Source organism: Candidatus Chlorohelix allophototropha (assembly GCF_030389965.1).
Classification (GTDB): domain Bacteria; phylum Chloroflexota; class Chloroflexia; order Chloroheliales; family Chloroheliaceae; genus Chlorohelix; species Chlorohelix allophototropha.
In genome coordinates, this window is record NZ_CP128400.1 from 2,399,770 (window position 1) to 2,417,872 (window position 18,103).

The following is an 18,103-nucleotide window of genomic DNA, read 5'->3' on the forward strand; positions in this document are numbered from 1 at the left end:
TTTTGTTATGCCGATTCCGTCAGATGTTAAAGTTTATTAATTAACGTTTATATACATTAAATCACAAACAACATTGAAATAGTGGGATTATAGCAACACACTAATGCCTCTACTGCAATAATGACTTGACCATGAAATATCAATTCTACAAATACATATAGAATCGTCAATCGACTGCATAATTCGTAATATTGCAGCAATATTACTGCAATTATTGCTTAATATACCTTTGTTAATATTTCATTAGAATATATATAACCCAAAGAATTTGATTTAGAATGAACAAAATGCAACGTGCAGGGGTTTTGTAAGCTATATTGTAAGGTTGTAGCGTTATAATAGTTTACGAAGGTTAATTTAGAAAAGATACAGCACAGCGATATTATGAACTCGCACTAAGATTCAGATGTAGAAATGTTGAAATAAATCAGATTTTGGATAAACTTATTAAAGGAATTTTATTCTGTTTATTTAAACAACATTCAATATATAGCTAGTAATACCACAGCTATTTGAAACATATTGAACAAGTATTAGATTATTTTCATACAAACTAAGTACTAAATATCAGTGTTTATTTATTTCTTAGATTCTGCACAAATACAGCACATGTTAATCATGTTGATTGGCATAATCGAAACACATAAGGAGTGATCGTATGAAGCGTAGGAAGTTCCTTATAGGGTTAGGGGCAACCGGAGCAGCAGTAGCTACTCTGAATATTAAAGCCCCCTCTACAAGCGCGCTAGCTCAATCCAAGGGTGGGTATGATCCCACGAAACTCCCGTATTTACTGAAACGCAAAGTTACCCATGCAGACAGGAAGTTGGCTGCCTCTAATCAGGCAAAGTTCCGCAAGGTCAGACCAGGCGTAAGAGGAGTCGACTCTAGCATTAATGCTACTGGTACAAATGCGAATATATTGGGAACAGGTCCTACTCCAACCCCGGGTGGTATTGCTGATTATTTCGGTACCGACCCAAACTGGGCGTTAAGTCCTACAACAATTCGCAAATTCGTTGACTCATTACCCGGGTTGACCCCTGCCGGCGCCAATACTCGCGGGAGTTTTATTCCTTTGGGTGCTCCTGATACAACTTCTTATCCGGGTTCGGATTATTATGAAATCGGCTTGGTTGAGTATGATGCCCAGTTCCATTCCGATCTGGGTTTGACCAAGTTGCGAGGTTATAAACAACTAAATACGGTAGATAAGAACAATGCGCCTCTCAAAGATCCATTTGGGAATGCAGTTACAACTACCCCTCATTACCTTGGTCCTATCATTGTTGCCCAACGTGACCGACCAGTTCGCGTCAAATTTACTAACCTGTTGCCCTCCACGGCGAATGGCGGCAATCTCTTTATCCCGGTAGATACTACCGTAATGGGCGCCGGTACGGGTATTAATGGCGCAAAATATACTGAAAACCGCGCCATACTTCACTTGCACGGTGGTAATACTCCCTGGATCAGTGACGGTACTGCTCATCAGTGGACGGCTCCGGTAAGTGAAAACTCTACCACGCTGCTAAAGGGTGTCAGCGCGCAAGATGTACCGGATATGCCTGCCACGGGAGCAGGTGAGCTTACTTTCTATTGGACCAACCAGCAAAGCGCTCGCTTGATGTTCTATCACGATCATGCTTATGGCTTGACCCGTCTAAACGTTTATGCCGGTGAGGCAGCGGGCTACATCGTTCAGGACCCGGATGAGCAGAGCTTGGTGACAAACGGCTCGATTCCGCCTCTTACCGATACTATTCCTCTGATAATTCAGGATAAGACCTTTATTGACTCAGATTCAACTAGTTATAATTATGTTTTGACGCTCGATCCAACTTGGCCCTTCGCGGTCGATTCAACTCGAAATGACCTGTGGTTCCCCCACGTATATATGCCCAACCAGAATCCCTATGATTTGAGTGGGGCAAATGCAATGGGACGTTGGGATTACGGGCCGTGGTTCTGGCCCCCGAATCTCACTATCGCACATCTACCTACTCAGACGAACCCATACCAAGATCTCAATAATCCCGGCTCGCCGCCGATTATTCCGGCGACTCCTAATGCTTCGATTGTGCCGGAAGGATTTATGGATACACCGCTGGTTAACGGTCAGGCTTATCCTTATTTGGAAGTCGAGCCGAAAGCTTACCGTTTCATGGTTTTGAATGCCTGCAACGACCGCTTCCTTAACCTACAGCTTTACAAAGCAAAATCGCAAGCCGTGATGTGGAATACTAACTCTAATGGCGTAGCAACCACATTGAATGACGGCGATGTCGGTGAAGTGAATATGGTTCCGGCTGCTCCCGGTGTATGGCCTGCCGGTTGGCCTACTGCCGATGGTCGCGATGGTGGTTTCCCCGATCCTCTGGCAGTTGGACCTAATTTTATCCAGATTGGTACCGAAGGCGGTTTATTGCCTGCGCCTGTCACTATCCCGAACAGACCGGTTGGCTATGATTACAACCGCCGCAATATCGTAGTGCTGAACGTGCTTGAAAAAGCTCTCTTCATGGGGCCTGCCGAGCGCGCCGATACGATTGTTGACTTTACCAATTACGCAGGTCAAACCATAATTCTGTATAATGATGCGCCCGCTCCGGTTCCGGCTTTCGACCCACGCAATGATTATTACACCGGTGCCCCGGATCACTCGCTGACTGGCGATGGTACCGGAGGCGCTTATACAACAATGCCGGGTTACGGACCGAATACTCGTACCATTATGCAAATTCGGGTTAAGGGTACGGTTGCTACTTCAAACAACTATGTATCGGGCAAGATTGCTACCACTTTACCTGCGGTTTTTGCCAAATCTCAGGATCGGGTTATTGTTCTAAACAATAATTACAATAGTACCTATGGAGTAAATAATCTTCCGACAGATTCTTACGTCCGTATCCAAGACAAAACTACTTCGAAAGGTGTCTATAACAATATAGTTTCTGGCATTGCCCTCACAAATGCAGGTTCAGGCTATGTCAATCCTCCAACAGTAACTATTAGTGGCGGCTACGGTGTAGGTGCAACGGCTGTTGCCAATATGGTGACTACCGGTATAGTGCAGTCTTTCAACCTGTTGAGCGGTGGTGCTGGCTATACCCAACCTCCTACAGTTCTATTAGTTGCTCCTGCGGTAGGTGGAGTGCAAGCAACTGCAAGTTCTACCTTGGCTGGGACATCGATAAAATCTATCGCGATAGTCAACGGTGGTACTGGCTACTCCTCCGCTCCAACAGTAAATATCACTGGCGGCGGTGGGAGTGGTGCAACTGCTACTGCGGTACTCAAAGCCGGTGGCACAGTAAGCAGTATTACTATTACCAATCGCGGTGCTAACTATACTTCTGCTCCCACTGTAACCTTATCTGCTCCCCCAGCCGGTGGAACGAGGGCAACTGCTACTGCAACAATGACTCGTTTGGTTAGTGCCCTTACCTTAACCGGGGCTGGTACTGGCTACTCATCTGCTCCAACTGTAACTATCAGTGGTGGTGGTGGTAGTGGTGCAACCGCAACTGCAACTATCACCGGTTATATAAGTAATATAACTGTTGGAAACGGCGGCTCCGGTTATCGAAATGCGCCTAATGTAGCCATCAGTGGCGGTGGCGGTACTGGCGCAGCCGCAACTGCTACTATAAACAGGACGACTGGTAAAGTTACCCTTATCACAATTACTAACGCCGGTACTGGATATACATCTGTACCAACAGTAACACTGTCAGGCGGTAGTGGCACCAATGCTACAGGTACGGCAACTATTTCTACTAAGGTGGCAAGTCTAACTATTACAGCCAATGGTAGCGGCTATACCGGAACTCCAACAGTAAGTTTCAGCGGTGGTGGTGGAACTGGCGCAGCGGCTACAGCAACAGTGTCCAGTTCGATTGCTTCAGTCACCGTGGTTAATGCAGGTAGTGGCTATACTACAGCTCCAACAGTAAGCTTCAGCGGTGGTGGTGGAACTGGCGCAGCCGCTACAGCCTCATTGACTGGTTCGATTGCCAGCATTACGGTTACAAATGCGGGTAGCGGTTACACTTCGTTACCTACCGTAGGTTTCAGCGGTGGTGGTGGTAGCGGTGCAACTACTACTGTTGTGCTTAACCCGACCTCGGTTGCCGCAATAACGATTGTTAACGGTGGTAGTGGCTACGCTACTGCTCCGGCTGTATCTATCACACCTACCGATGGTAAGGGTGGGGGCGCAGCAGCAACTTCCGTGCTGGCGCACAATGGCATTGTCAAGGATGTCACCGTTACTAATGGTGGTGGTGGTTATATATCTGTACCAACTGTCACCTTCTCGGCTCCTCCGAGTGGTATAACAACTGTGGGTACTGCGGCTATACTAAAAAGCAACTTGACCCTGAAGTTGGAGCCAAAATGCATCCAGGAACTGTTTGAGATGGAATACGGACGGATGAATGCTATCCTTGGTAGTGAAGTCCCGAACACCACCGGTGTGAACCAGACGACGCTCCCGAACTCTTTCATTGATCCGCCTAATGAAATCGTCAAAGACTCTGACCCTACACAACCGATTGGTTCAGCGGCAGACGGAACCCAAATCTGGAAGATAACGCATAACGGTGTAGATACCCATGCGATCCACTTCCACTTGTTCAATGTGCAAGTGCTAAATCGGGTAGGTTGGGATGGCGCGGTCAGATTGCCAGATGCCAACGAACTCGGTTGGAAGGATACTGTGCGGATGAACCCATTGGAAGACTGTATTGTGGCTTTGCGTCCGTTTAAGCAAAACCTACCCACTACCGGCGCTTGGGCTGGCGGGCTTCCCAATAGTGTTCGCTCGATGGATGTCACCCAACCGACTACCTCGACTATGGGCTTTACCGGCATAGATCCGACTAACATGCCAGCGCCTGTTACAAACCAGAAGATTAACTTCGGCTGGGAGTACACTTGGCACTGTCACCTGTTAGGTCACGAAGAGAACGATATGATGCGCCCTATCATCTTTGGGGTTGCACCGGTCGCTCCTACTGGTGTGGCTGCAACCGCACAAGTTGGCAAAGTGGTAGTGGGCTGGACGAACGCTGCACGTAGCGCAACGCAGTTCACTGTTCAGAGAGCTACCACCTGGAATGGTCCTTGGACAACTCTAGGTTCACCGGTGCCGGTAACAGTAGCAACTACTTATTCCTATACTGATACCACTGTTGTGAGTGGCACTACCTACTTCTACAGGGTGATTGCCAGCAACGTGGTCGGTTATACCCAGACCTATGCTGCTCCAAGTGTTGGGTATGCCAATACTTCAATCGACTCAACGCCTGCAAATGCACTTCCGGTTTCAGCGTTGTAATCACTCCTATGTTCTTCAGGGGGGAGAAATCCCCCCTGATTTTTAACCAAACAATCAAACTATATAACTTTACATAATATGTTCGGGGGTATTTAATGTTCGCCTTTGATAAACCAATAGTATGGGTAATTATCCTTCTTATAATTGTATTATTGTTCGGTGCTAATCGTCTGACCGATATCGGTAAATCGCTCGGCAAAGGAATCCGCGAGTTCAAAGAAGAAACCAGCACTCTCAAAGATAGCAAGCTTGTAGCTTCTACCAGCAGCAACCTTGCTAATGATGAAGAAGTGGTTGTAACCAAGCGCGAGGGAAAACGCGAAGATGGCTCAATCGAAATTATCGAAGAGCGAGTTGTCAGGAAACGAGTTCAGGTTTAGGGCTACAAAAGGTTTTATATCTTCTTTTAAGCCCCTGAAGTATCGGGTAGTATAAGCAGAGAACCACTATTGAACATGATATAGATGCGCCGCCCTACCATATCTACCGGATTCAAGAATAATCTGCCGCCTGCGAAAAGTTGGGTTATGCCCGTTCTGGAACTGGTATCAAGCACGCCGGGACATCCTACTAGGTTTCTTACCTCAAGATTGGCTCGCCATACATTCGCAAAGGCTGCCGCCGGGCTGATGCTACAGCCGAAATTGCCGGGTGTTGCAGTTGGCGTTGGGGTAGTAAGTTGCGCTACTAAGGTGGTTGCAGTACCCGTTGCTTGGATAGTGACAGAACTTGCAGTTGCAGTGGGAGTCGGCGTTGGAGTGGTAGCGGGAATATCCGCATAAGAACGCCAGCTACTGCTAAGGGTGGAGAAGGCATATATTTGCCCACCGCTCGCCAGCATAAAGCCCTTTTCGTACACCTGATATGCCAACGTCACCGTATTTTCTGCGGCTGAAGGACAGCCCAATTTCGTTGCAATATCTGGATTATCCGTCAGTAATTTGGTGAAGGAGGTAGAAACAGCAACGTTACAGGTAGGCGTGGGTGAGGGAGTTACAGGAACGGTAGTCGCCGTAATATCGGTTGTGACCGTTACAGGCGGGGAGGTAGTGACGGTAGTAGTTAGCGGGATAGTTGTAACGGTCGGGATTGTAGTCAAGGTTAAAGAGCTTGTAGTAGTTACAACTTCCGTAGGGCTTATAACCGTTGTGCTGGTTAGAATTGGAGTAGTTACAGTTGTGAAAACAGTAGTAGCGGTTATTGCCGCAGTAGTAGTGATGGTAGGCGTAGCGCTTACAGCGGTAGTAGAAGTGATAGAAGGTGTAACGGTTGCTACCTGTGCTATTACGGTTGTGCGCGGCTGAGTTGTGGCTACAGTGGTGGTTTGACGGGTAGTAGCAGGCGCAGGCGAAACTATTTTAACTTCAATATGCTTTTGCGCTAAATTCTCCCCACTTTTATTCAAAACACTGGTATTAGTCTCAACATTAACCTGCTGTCCGGCAACTAAAGTTTCTTTGGGTTCAAGCACTACCGTCTGACTGTCGATTACTTTTATATCGTAATCAATTTTTTTACCATTATCGTCTTTAACGTTGAAAAACAACTGCCCCTTATCTCGGATTAGAGCTTCGTCCACCGCCTGATTAAAGTGGATTGTAATTTCCTGACTATTGGCGGCAATGTCCGCTACTTCAAAAGCGGAATTGCGGTTTGTAAAAAATGCAATTAAGACGGCGGCAATTATGAGAACAATAGCAGCCATTAAAGACAAGGACAGAATTTTCAGACCATTGCCACGAAGCAGTGCCGGTTTTGCACCCCTTATTCTTTCCTGATGTACCCGGTTCAAGAGGGTGCGGCGTAATTCGGGAGGTGGCAAAGGGTCAGGTACACGCTTTAATTGTACCCGAATACCCCGGTAAGATTCTAGTGCAGAACGGCAATCAAGGCAGGTTAGTAGATGTTGCCGGATAAATTCTTCTTCTCGCGCGGTTGTCTCTTTATCAATATACGCAGAAAGCAGCGGTTGGCATCGCTGGCAATTCGCATTCATTAGCTTTTATCCCCCTGCCGTCCCCTGGCTTTAACGATAGTCCCGGCTTTCCAGCCTGCGCTTTCAAATTCGGTGTAGATTTCGCGAAATTGCTCCCGCGCTCGGAATAGCAGTGATTTGACAGCGGCGCGCGAAGTGCCGATTACAACGGCAATCTCATCACAGCTCATATCTTGGTATTCGCGCAATACCAAACAAAGACGGTATTTTTCGCTCATACGACTTAGCACCAATTGCACCTGTTGTCGGGTTTCGTGCAATTCAACATTATATTCAGGTTCATCGGTATCCAAGGCAGGGGTTATATTGGCATGTACGGCAGGATCCCACGGCAGCCAACGTACAATCTTACGCCGCCGTAAAATATCCATACAGGCATTTGAGGCAATACGATGCAGCCAAGCAGATAAATTTAAATCAGGGGTTGTTTTGGATAACGCCCGGTAGGCTTTCACAAAGACATCCTGAGTAATATCATAAGCATCTTCGGAGTTGCCCATCAGTCGATATATAAAGGAATAGATGGGTTTTTGAAAATGGTCGTATATGGCAGCAAAGGCTACCTCATCGCCCTGACGAGCCTGCTCTACGAGTGAGGCATCATCCAACAATGTTTTGATTCCCTCTTCCCAGCTACGACCCGTTGTGGCAGATTTTACGGGCGTGCATCCTAGAATTCGCGTTGTTGGTAGTCCTGTACTATCAACCAGCCCATAACTTAATTGTACAACCAAAAGCCTCAACCTCCTGTCAATCCGACTATCTTCATAATATAAGACGGATTATGACTGATGAGGTTGCATTGCTTTGATAGTATCGCCTCAATTTGAGCCATTGAGTATAAAAATATTGTGATATAATTTATACTAATTCGCCCAATAAGTTTGGATAATTGCAATATAATATAATACTATTTTCAGCGTTATTATAACATGTCATAACATAATATCGTCTAAACCTTTTCTACATAGGAGAAAACGAATGAGCGGTCAGCTCGAAAAAGGCTATAAACTTGGACAATACGAAATTATTGAACCACTTGGAAAGGGCGGTATGGCTTCGGTTTATCGCGCTCACCAACCTAGCCTAGAGCGGGATGTGGCGATTAAAATTATGGCGGAGCAGTATGCCACAGACCCCTCATTCGTAGAACGCTTTCGGCGAGAGGCGCGTTCTATAGCCAAGTTGCGCCACCCGAATATTTTGACGGTTTATGATGCCGGTGAAGATCACGGCTTGTTATATATGGTTATGGAACTGATAGAAGGACCTACCCTGAAAGATGAGATTCAGGGAAAGCCGCTTTCGCTGGATAAAACTGCCAAGGTTATGCAGCAAATCAGCGGCGCGCTGCATTACGCCAATAATTCCGGGATTATTCACCGTGATGTTAAACCTTCCAATGTGCTGATCGACAAAACCGGGCGCGCTGTTTTGAGTGATTTTGGCATCGCAAAAATGGCAGAAGCCAAGACGCAATTGACCAGCACCGGAACCGGCGTGGGTACGCCTGATTATATGAGTCCCGAACAGGCGATGGGTGAAGAATTGGACGCTCGCAGCGATGAGTATTCGCTAGGGGTGATGTTATATGAGATGTTGACGGGTCGCCCACCGTTTACCGGAGATACGCCGATTGCAGTGGTGATGGGGCATGTTAGCAAACCGCTGCCTTCCCCACGCCAGTATAATCCTGATATACCCCCTTCGGTTGAGCGCGTGATTAGCAAAGCCCTATCAAAGAAGGCAGAAGATCGCTATAAGGATTGCGAAACCTTTAATGATGCTTTGGTCGAGGCAATAAAAAATAAAGAGCGTGAGGCAACTCCTCCGGTTTCAACTTCCGGCGTAACGCAAGTGCAGGGTTATGCCCAACCCCGCCCCGGCAGCGGTTCTTACCAGACTGTAACTAACCCCGAGGCAGAGCAATTGTATGCGGAAGCTCGCCGTTTGGAACAGCAAAATAATTTTTATGGTTCTTACGATGCTTTCAATCGGTTAAATAGTCGTTTCCCCGCTTATCGGGATGTAAATACCATATTACAGCGTTACCAATTGATGGGTTATGGAACAGGTCAGAACGTGGCATGGTCGAATCAGGTTCCAAGCGGTACAGGCTATCAGTCTTCACGCTCCTATACACCGGCATCAGGGCAGTATTATGGTGGTCAAACTCCGCCCCCGCTTGTCCCGAATACCTCGGCAAAATCGGGCAGTTCCTTGCCAATTGTGCTGGGAATTGTAGGCGCGCTGGCGTTGGTGGCAGTGGTGGTGCTGGGAGTTTTGGTGGCGACAGGCGGCGATAAGAAAGGAACTCCTACTGCGCAGGCGGCAGTGACCCCAACGAGTGCGCCTACAACTGCAGCTAACACAACTTCTGCCACTACTAAGGCTGTAACCACTACTGCGGTTACTTCCAAAGCCGCTACGACTACGGTTCGTCCGAATACTACTACCAGCGCGCCCCAAAACGGGACGGTTAATTTGGCTTATCCCGGCGCTGCTACTCTGGATATTCCCGATGTATTGCTATCGGATTTAGGAGATTCCTTTTCTCAACTTCAAAATGGGAAGGTGGAAGCCTATAAAACTTTGGATGATGCCAACAAGGTTAAAGATTACTATGTGAATAGTCTTTCTAAAGGGGGTTGGCAGGATCAAACCGATCAATTGAATATGGGTTCATCCTTGACCACGCTTGAGAGTTTGGGCGCTTTTGTTCTGGGTTATCAGAAAGGTACGGACGCAGTGGCGATTATGTCTTTGCCCGGTTCGTTGGGTGGCGCGCTTGGCTTCACAAATGTTGGTCAGAAGGACACTTTAATTTTGGTTATTACCGGCAGCATGTAAGAAGATATTTGAGATAGTTATGTATTCAGACAAGGGGCTTATCCCCTTGTTTTTTATTATAATCTGGATGGTGTTGTGGTAGAATCGGGTTAAGTATTACAGTATTCAGGCTTTACGAGGACAGGAGTCACAATGTCTGAAACAGTTACCACCCTACATGATGTGCAAATTCTGATTTGCACTCCCCACGAAAAGAAACTGGCAAGCGAAGCTGATGCTATAGCTCTGATCGGTGACGCGCTGTACCACGGAACCGAGTTGATTGTTATTCCAGTAGAAAGACTTGAAGCTGCTTTTTTCCAACTCAAAACAGGTCTGGCAGGTCAAATACTTCAGAAATTCGTAACTTATAAACGGCGGTTGGTGATTCTAGGCGATATCTCACAGCATATTGCGCAAAGTCGCGCCTTTAAAGACTTTGTGTACGAAGCAAATCATGGCAATCAGATTTGGTTTGTAACAAGCCTTCAGGAACTTAGCGAACGATTGAATCCTAAACGCTAGCCCTCGGCACTATTTGTTTCAGCAGAACTAAGTAAATCATCGGAAAAAGGGTTGCTGTTTTGCCATCCGGTCAGCTTATTTTTGCGCCACTGTTCGAGGCGGCGAATAGTAATTTCGCAGAACACCGGATCAATATCGCTGGTTAAACAGACTCGCTCGCTCATTTCGGCTGCCAGCAAGGTAGTTCCGGCATGCGCGAAGAAATCCAGCACAATATCGCCGGGTTGGCTGCTTGCCTGAAGTATGCGATCAATGGCACGAAGCGGCTTTTGGGCATAACAGCCGTTCACGTTTTCTTTCATGCGGTAAAAGACCTGTTGCACATCGAACCAAACGTTACCGGCTCTGATATTGGGGCTATGTCCGCGCTCAAGGTTCTCGCGGAAAGTTCCATCAATTTCCTTGTAATAGCCTTTAAGCGATTTGGGGATTTCGGTATATTGAGGCGTAAAGAAAGGGTTGCCTAGAGTATAGAAAAGCAATTCTTGCCGTACCGACATCCAGTTTTTTTGAGTGCCGTAGCCGCGCTGATTGCGCAGGGTGATAAAGCTGCGGCTCGCAAAAGAAGTTTGGCGCATCATCAGCATAAATTCGGGCAGGGGTTGGAAGCCGTTATTTTGATCTGCACCAAGCCAAACATAGAAACTGCTGTTTTCACAAAGATGTGCTTGGCTATTATCTATCCAACGGCGACACCATTCAATGTATTCTTCCACCGATCTAGTTTCAAATGCCACAAGGTTATATGGTGGGTCTTGAATGGCAAGGCTGGCGGCTGGCGAATCTTCGCAAAGACGATTTATCTGTTGGTTGTCTGTTGCGTCTAGGCAGCCCACTCGATGCCCTTTTACCGGGTCACACCATATTTCGCCGGGCTTCAAACGACAAAACTCAAGGAGTTTTTGATGAATTTCGGGCGCAGTATCGAGGCGAGGTAAAGGGTCTTTTCTCATATGTTATAGATGCTACCGGTATTGGGTAAAAATAGTCGTGCGTAAACTTTTTCAGCGTATTCATCGGTCATTCCGGCGATATAGTCGCAAGCGATACGGAGTTTGCCCTCGTTGTCAGCTTCACGCCAAAGGTCTCTGAAATCGTTTGGAAACAGATAGGCGGTACGTTCTTCCGGGTTGCTGAAGATTGAAAATAGCCCTTCTATAATACGCGCTGCTTTATTCTCTAGGGTGGCGATTCGTTCATCCTGAACCATAAGATGTAGCATCACTTCCATGAGCGCTTTGCTACGCGCTTTTTGTATCGGGTCAATCATCAGCTTGTAACGATAACGGTTGCTTATCTCGGCTGGTAAATCCGCCCCACTAACTTCTAACCTTTCGCTAGAAGTGATAAACTCGTGAATAAGGCGGCTAGTGTGTTGCTTGCGGGCGGCTTTGCGGCTGCGTTCGCTGGGTTGATTCTCGATAAAATGCATTTGTTCCAGCGCCCATTTTAGCAAATTATCATCAATAAAGGCAGTAGCCGCTTTGAGACGGGCGGAGGTTATCATGCCGCTTTTGATGCCATCCTCGAAATCATGCACGCTGTAAGCGATTTCGTCCGCCCAATCCATTAGCTGACAATCGAAGCTACGCTCTGTCAAACTTCCGCCAAGACAAGCCCACTCTACTAGAGGTTGATCTTCCGTGTAATAGAATTTATGGCGATCAGGGGAATAGGGATATTTATATTTAAGGACACCATCCAGCGTGGCGCGTGTTAAGTTTAAGCCATCATAGTTAAGGGCTTTAATAGATAAGCGGCTTACTAGGCGCAAGTTTTGAGCATTACCTTCGAAGCCCCCGTGTCCTTGCATGCACCGATTTAACGCTGCTTCTCCGGCATGCCCGAAGGGAGGATGACCGAGGTCGTGGGTTAGGCTTACACCTTCGAGTAAATCAGGGTTTGCTCCTAAGCGAAGCGCTAGTCCTTTGGCAATTTGGGCGGCTTCAAGCGAATGGGTCAGACGAGTTCGATAGAAGTCACCGCTGCCGCGCATAAATACCTGTGTTTTGCCCTGCAAGCGGCGGAAAGCAGAACTGTGAATTACGCGGGAACGATCAACCTCAAATTCGCCGCGCTCTTCGTCAGAAGGATGCGATTCGAGGTAAATACGCTCCCAATCGTGCGGACTGTATTCGATTTGTGGCAAATTTCTGGAAATATTAGGCACTACGTTGTTCCAACCAATTAGCGATTAGGGGCCAAAGCTGTGTTACTGCGCCGCGTCCGGCTACCATACCCACATGCCCGGCAGAAATGATGTGCTGAGTTTTATCCTCGCTGCTTATCATATCCACCAGAGTGCTACTCATATCCGGTGGTACAAGGTGATCTCTATCGGCGATAATACTGAGCAAGGAACAAGTTAGATTATTTAAATTGACGCACTTACCGCGAAGGGTAAGCCCACCCTTTACCAATTTGTTATTTCGATAGAAATCTATAACCCAGCGACGGAACGTTTCACCTGCCATTGGGATACCATCGTTTATCCATTTGTTCATGGCTAGCCAAGATTCTACGTAATGATCATCCCACAATTTCCCATGTAAATCGAGATAATTTTGAACATAATTCTGGAAGGGTTTAAGCATCTTAGTGCCGTAGTCTATTAAATCAGCAGGAATGATGCCAAGCCCATCTACCAGCAAATCCACATTGAAATATTGTTCTTGAAGCCAGAGTGAGAAAGTATTGGCTTTTTCAAAGTCGATAGGGGCTGCCAGCAAAATCAGGTTTTTTGGCTGGTCGTCAGGGTGAGCAGCAGCATAGATAGTGCTCATTGTACCGCCCATACAATAGCCCAACAGCGAAAACTCATTTTGCCCGGTGATTTGGCGCATTTTGCCAATGGCGCGGGGGATATATTCGAGTACGTAATCTTCCAGATCCATTTCGGCATCTTCAAAAGCGGGTGTGCCCCAATCCAGTAAGAAAATATCAAAGCCACGCTCTAACATGTAGCGTATGAAGCTGCTATTCGGGCGTAAATCGAGGATATAGGGCTTATTAATCAGCGCATAGATAATTAAGAGAGGGATTCGGGGGCGTGTTTGCCCTAAGTTTCCACTATCATTAGCCAGATGATAACGGTACAAAGAAGCTTTATTGCGAAACCAGACTCTTTCTCGCGGTGTGGTTCCAACTTGTACAGAATTAATTTTTTCAGTTAGCTCAAGCGCGTTCAGGAGCTTACGTTCCCCGTGGGAAACTTGTTCCATAAACTTGTTATAGTAGCTTTCTTGGATTTCGGTAAGACTAAGCCATTCATCGGGTTTGGCAGTGGTCATATCCTCCTCCATTTTTAACGGCGTTCACTCACACTTATATGTTTTATGATAACATCAAAACGTTCAAATTTCCAACAATATTTTCTATTTCTACACAGAGTAGCCGGATAAAAACCCTTGCCCGGAACGGAAAGTATATTTACATAACTTGACAAATTAAGGTAAAATAAATACACCGAATAATAAACTTGAATAAGGCTACCATTGATGAATAACGCTATTCCGCTTGATGATCTGGTTCGGCGTATGGCTGACCGGGAGGCTTCCCGAACTGCGCTGGTATGGCGAGATCAGACTACCAGTTATCTGACACTCGATGCCCGAATTGACCGGGTTGCTTATGGTTTGTTACGTATGGGTGTAACTGCGGGAAGTCGAGTCGTCCTCTACATGCATAATATTCCGCAGTTCATTGAAAGTTATATGGCGATAACGCGGATAGGCGCACTTGTTGTGCCGATAAATGTGCTTCACGAAGGGCGCGACCTCGAGTATTTGCTGGCAAATTGTGGGGCAGTGGGCATTATTACGATTGCGCCTTATTATCCCCGAATTAAAGAGGTGCGCAACACACTGGTGCGGTTGAAATGGGTTGTGTCGATTCGAGGGAACGCGCCTCAACCACCCAATACTATCGCGTGGGAAGATTTGATTGGGGAAGCGCTACCGGGTCGGCTGGATTCTTTTGCCGAACCGGATGATATAGCCCTGTTGGCTTATACTTCTGGAACTAGCGGGCCTCCTAAAGGGGTTTTACACACTCACAATAGTTTGCTAACAAACTGCCGACAGTTTAGTACGATGCAGCAAGTAGATTTTGGAAATATCGGTCCCGATGTGGTTTTATTACCGATACCCCTTTTCAACCTCTATGGGCTTAATATTGGACTTAACCATACTCTTATGATGGGCGGCATGTTAGTTTTAATGGAGCGGTTCGACGCTATTCATGCTCTGGAACTAATTCAGACACATGCCTGCACCGTTATACATGGCACCCCTTCTATTTTTCGTGATTTGGTTAATTCACCTGATTTATCGCAGGTTGATTTAACCAGCCTCCGCTATGCCTTTTGTTATGGCGCTGCTCTCTCCGATGAAGTAGCTTCGGCTTTCTTGCGCCGAACTCGGCTGCAAATATTGGAGTGTTACGGGTTGACTGAGGCAAGTCCTGTAGTAGCTTGTGCGGCGACCTCTAATAATTTCCGCCCCGGTTCGGTTGGACAACCCTTGCCGGGGGTAAAGGTACGGATGGTGGATGCCAACGATAATGACCTGCGCCCCGGTACGATCGGGGAAGTGGTGGTGTCGGGCGCGAACCTGATGCAAGATTATTTCAACCTACGTAAATTTGAGGCAGCTTACAATTCCGCTTCTTCGGAGGAGTCGCCTGTTTCTTCTGATGCGCCATTATGGCTACATACCGGCGATATGGGCTGGATGGATCCTGACTTTAATCTCTATCTGATAGACCGTCGTGAGGATATGATGTTTATCGATGGGGAGATGGTATTCCCACGCGAAATTGAGGAAGCATTAATCCAGCATCCGGCAGTGGCAGAAGCGGCAGCAATTCCGGTGCGATTGCCCGGTACTGAGCCACATTTTCAAGCAGTGGTAGTTTTGGACAGTTATCAGCAAAATGTACGCGAAAACGAATTGATCGAGTATTTGCGGAACTCTTTACCCGCCAAGCATATGCCTCAAAGAATCTACCTCGCAGATTACTTGCCGCGCCTAGTGAATGGGCGAATAATGCGCCGCGCCATTCGCTTAGGAAGCTAAGAAACCTGGTGTTAAGCCGAAAACGATGGATTCGCATTAAAATTTGGTAAATTCAAGAAATTGGGCTTAAAAGGGCTTGACATGCCTTGCGAGAAGTAGTATATTAGCACTCGCCCCAAAAAAACAGGGCGACGCAAAAACAAAGGTAAGACTGGATAAGTATTACAAATGCGTTTTGGCGGCGAGCTAATACTCGCGAGAGCACTTTAACAGTCGAGGAGTGATAGAGAAAAAAGAGATCACTCTCAAATATTGAATAGATAATCCATGAGAATTCAGGAACGTGACGGAGAAATCGTCAATTAAAGCTTTTTCTATTGAAGCCCGATCTAGGTCGGCGCTAAAAAGAAAAGGTGTGAAGAGTTTGATCCTGGCTCAGGATAAACGCTGGCGGCGTGCCTAATGCATGCAAGTCGAACGGGAGTAGCAATACTCAAGTGGCAAACGGGTGAGTAACACGTGGGAACCTGCCCTTTAGTGGGGGACAACCTTTCGAAAGAGAGGCTAATACCGCATACGGTGGAGACACTAAAGCAGCAATGCGCTGAAGGAGGGGCCTGCGTCTGATTAGCTAGTAGGTGGGGTAAAAGCCTACCTAGGCGATGATCAGTAGCTGGTCTGAGAGGATGGTCAGCCACACTGGGACTGAGAAACGGCCCAGACTCCTACGGGAGGCAGCAGCAAGGAATTTTCGGCAATGGGGGAAACCCTGACCGAGCAACGCCGCGTGGGCGATGAAGTCTTTCGGGATGTAAAGCCCTTTTCTGTGGGAAGAGCAAGGACGGTACCACAGGAATAAGCACCGGCTAACTACGTGCCAGCAGCCGCGGTAATACGTAGGGTGCAAGCGTTGTCCGGATTTACTGGGCGTAAAGGGCGCGCAGGCGGCTTGTTAAGTTACTCGTGAAAGCCCCCGGCTAAACCGGGGAGGGTCGAGTGATACTGGCAGGCTAAGAGAGCAGCAGAGGATAGTGGAATTCCCGGTGTAGTGGTGAAATGCGTAGATATCGGGAGGAACACCAGTGGCGAAAGCGACTATCTGGGCTGTGTCTGACGCTGAGGCGCGAAGGCTAGGGGAGCAAACAGGATTAGATACCCTGGTAGTCCTAGCAGTAAACGATGAACACTAGGTGTGCGGGGAAATTGACCCCCTGCGTGCCGTAGCTAACGCAATAAGTGTTCCGCCTGGGGAGTACGGTCGCAAGATTAAAACTCAAAGGAATTGACGGGGACCCGCACAAGCAGCGGAGCGTGTGGTTTAATTCGACGCAACGCGAAGAACCTTACCAGGGCTTGACATACTACGTTCAAGGGCGGAAACGTTCTGGTCGCAAGACGAGTAGTACAGATGCTGCATGGCTGTCGTCAGCTCGTGTCGTGAGATGTTGGGTTAAGTCCCGCAACGAGCGCAACCCCTAGTGTTAGTTGAAAGATCTAGCGCGACTGCCGGTAGGAAACCGGAGGAAGGTGGGGATGACGTCAAGTCAGCATGGCTCTTACGTCCTGGGCTACACACACGCTACAATGGCTGGTACAAAGCGAAGCGAGACGGCGACGTGGAGCGGATCGCAAAAAGCCAGTCTCAGTTCGGATAGCAGGCTGCAACTCGCCTGCTTGAAGTCGGAGTTGCTAGTAATCGCGCATCAGCACGGTGCGATGAATATGTTCCCGGGTCTTGTACACACCGCCCGTCACGTCATGGAAGCTGGTAACACCTGAAGCCGGTGTGCTAACCGCAAGGAGGCAGCTGTCGAGGGTGGGATTAGTGACTGGGACGAAGTCGTAACAAGGTAGCCGTAGCGGAAGCTGCGGCTGGATCACCTCCTTTCTAGGGATTAGAGCTGATCTCACGATCAGTTATCCCAGGTCAATGCGACAAGCATTGAAAGCGAGATAGGATGTCGGAAGAGGTGCGAAAGTAGGCATAGCCGAAAAGTAGCCCCACTTCGGTTCACTCGACTGGAGTTTGTCGTAACCTGTAGCACAGTATAACTGTGCAATAAAGGAATTTTGGAAAAGGCGTAGGCGATTATTCTAACGTTCTTTCTCAAAGAACTATTCAATATTTTTTCTCTGTCACTCCTCGCATGTTAGGGTGGGCTCTTGAGAGGGCAACATCACTCGTGACCAACCCATTTAATTATGGGGATGTAGCTCAGTTGGGAGAGCACCTCCTTTGCAAGGAGGGGGTCAGGGGTTCGAGCCCCCTCATCTCCATCGACCCAAACAGATGGGCGAGTACTAGCAGTAAGCACATTAAAAAGCGAATAGAGGATTTGAGGTCCAAAGAAATAAAGAAAATTGTAAGAGTAACCTGTAAAAGTGTCTCGGAATAAG

10 protein-coding genes, 1 tRNA gene and 1 rRNA gene are annotated in these 18,103 nt (G+C 47.5%); 7 read left to right on the forward strand and 5 right to left on the reverse strand.

What is annotated here, in order from left to right:
* The first annotated feature begins 658 nt into the window (after positions 1-658).
* Positions 659-5,341, forward strand: coding sequence for a multicopper oxidase domain-containing protein (locus OZ401_RS22895; RefSeq protein WP_341470850.1), 4,683 nt, complete (start codon positions 659-661; stop codon positions 5,339-5,341).
* A 95-nt stretch (positions 5,342-5,436) separates the two neighbouring features.
* Positions 5,437-5,721, forward strand: coding sequence for a twin-arginine translocase TatA/TatE family subunit (gene tatA, locus OZ401_RS22900; RefSeq protein ID WP_341470851.1), 285 nt, complete (start codon positions 5,437-5,439; stop codon positions 5,719-5,721).
* A 26-nt stretch (positions 5,722-5,747) separates the two neighbouring features.
* Here the strand turns inward: tatA and OZ401_RS22905 are convergent, their stop codons facing one another.
* Both OZ401_RS22905 and OZ401_RS22910 read right to left on the reverse strand, forming a co-directional pair.
* The gene (locus tag OZ401_RS22905) at positions 5,748-7,337 is read right to left on the reverse strand and encodes an anti-sigma factor family protein (protein WP_341470852.1); all 1,590 of its coding nucleotides are present in this window, start codon (positions 7,335-7,337) and stop codon (positions 5,748-5,750) included.
* Positions 7,337-8,071, reverse strand: a complete 735-nt coding sequence (locus tag OZ401_RS22910; RefSeq protein ID WP_341470853.1) for an RNA polymerase sigma factor — start codon at positions 8,069-8,071, stop codon at positions 7,337-7,339. Before OZ401_RS22910 ends, OZ401_RS22905 begins: the two co-directional genes overlap by 1 nt.
* A 247-nt stretch (positions 8,072-8,318) precedes the next feature.
* Between OZ401_RS22910 and OZ401_RS22915 the strand changes: the two genes are divergently transcribed.
* Both OZ401_RS22915 and OZ401_RS22920 read left to right on the forward strand, forming a co-directional pair.
* A complete protein-coding gene (locus tag OZ401_RS22915) occupies positions 8,319-10,187 on the forward strand; it encodes a serine/threonine protein kinase (RefSeq protein WP_341470854.1) in 1,869 nt (622 codons plus the stop codon).
* Between the two features lie 132 nt (positions 10,188-10,319).
* Positions 10,320-10,691, forward strand: coding sequence for a DUF4180 domain-containing protein (locus OZ401_RS22920; protein WP_341470855.1), 372 nt, complete (start codon positions 10,320-10,322; stop codon positions 10,689-10,691).
* Here OZ401_RS22920 and OZ401_RS22925 read toward each other — a convergent pair.
* The 3 genes from OZ401_RS22925 to phaC are packed head-to-tail and all read right to left on the reverse strand — an operon-like array spanning position 10,688 to position 13,981.
* Positions 10,688-11,644 (reverse strand): DNA-methyltransferase, encoded by a 957-nt coding sequence (locus OZ401_RS22925; protein WP_341470856.1) that lies wholly within the window; start codon positions 11,642-11,644, stop codon positions 10,688-10,690. The two genes, OZ401_RS22920 and OZ401_RS22925, sit on opposite strands and share 4 nt — an antisense overlap.
* Positions 11,641-12,861, reverse strand: coding sequence for a dGTP triphosphohydrolase (gene dgt, locus OZ401_RS22930; protein ID WP_341470857.1), 1,221 nt, complete (start codon positions 12,859-12,861; stop codon positions 11,641-11,643). Before dgt ends, OZ401_RS22925 begins: the two co-directional genes overlap by 4 nt.
* The gene (gene phaC, locus OZ401_RS22935; RefSeq protein ID WP_341470858.1) at positions 12,854-13,981 is read right to left on the reverse strand and encodes a class III poly(R)-hydroxyalkanoic acid synthase subunit PhaC; all 1,128 of its coding nucleotides are present in this window, start codon (positions 13,979-13,981) and stop codon (positions 12,854-12,856) included. Before phaC ends, dgt begins: the two co-directional genes overlap by 8 nt.
* Positions 13,982-14,188: 207 nt before the next feature.
* On the opposite strand from phaC, the gene OZ401_RS22940 reads away from it, so the two are divergent.
* The 3 genes from OZ401_RS22940 (at position 14,189) to OZ401_RS22950 (ending at position 17,983) form a co-directional block, all read left to right on the forward strand.
* Complete coding sequence (locus tag OZ401_RS22940) at positions 14,189-15,766, forward strand: class I adenylate-forming enzyme family protein (RefSeq protein ID WP_341470859.1); 1,578 nt, start codon at positions 14,189-14,191, stop codon at positions 15,764-15,766.
* Positions 15,767-16,118: 352 nt separating this feature from the next.
* A 16S ribosomal RNA gene (locus OZ401_RS22945) occupies positions 16,119-17,594 on the forward strand.
* A gap of 316 nt (positions 17,595-17,910) precedes the next feature.
* Positions 17,911-17,983: transfer RNA gene (locus tag OZ401_RS22950), tRNA-Ala, on the forward strand.
* Positions 17,984-18,103 lie beyond the last annotated feature (120 nt).

What these genes read in the sequence shown, in the direction of transcription:
- OZ401_RS22940 (WP_341470859.1), top strand. Translation starts at nt 14,189, where the DNA reads ATGAATAACGCTATTCCGCTTGATGATCTGGTTCGGCGTATGGCTGAC.
- OZ401_RS22915 (WP_341470854.1), top strand. Translation starts at nt 8,319, where the DNA reads ATGAGCGGTCAGCTCGAAAAAGGCTATAAACTTGGACAATACGAAATT.
- OZ401_RS22920 (WP_341470855.1), top strand. Translation starts at nt 10,320, where the DNA reads ATGTCTGAAACAGTTACCACCCTACATGATGTGCAAATTCTGATTTGC.
- phaC (WP_341470858.1), bottom strand. Translation starts at nt 13,981, where the DNA reads ATGACCACTGCCAAACCCGATGAATGGCTTAGTCTTACCGAAATCCAA.
- OZ401_RS22895 (WP_341470850.1), top strand. Translation starts at nt 659, where the DNA reads ATGAAGCGTAGGAAGTTCCTTATAGGGTTAGGGGCAACCGGAGCAGCA.
- tatA (WP_341470851.1), top strand. Translation starts at nt 5,437, where the DNA reads ATGTTCGCCTTTGATAAACCAATAGTATGGGTAATTATCCTTCTTATA.
- OZ401_RS22905 (WP_341470852.1), bottom strand. Translation starts at nt 7,337, where the DNA reads ATGAATGCGAATTGCCAGCGATGCCAACCGCTGCTTTCTGCGTATATT.
- OZ401_RS22925 (WP_341470856.1), bottom strand. Translation starts at nt 11,644, where the DNA reads ATGAGAAAAGACCCTTTACCTCGCCTCGATACTGCGCCCGAAATTCAT.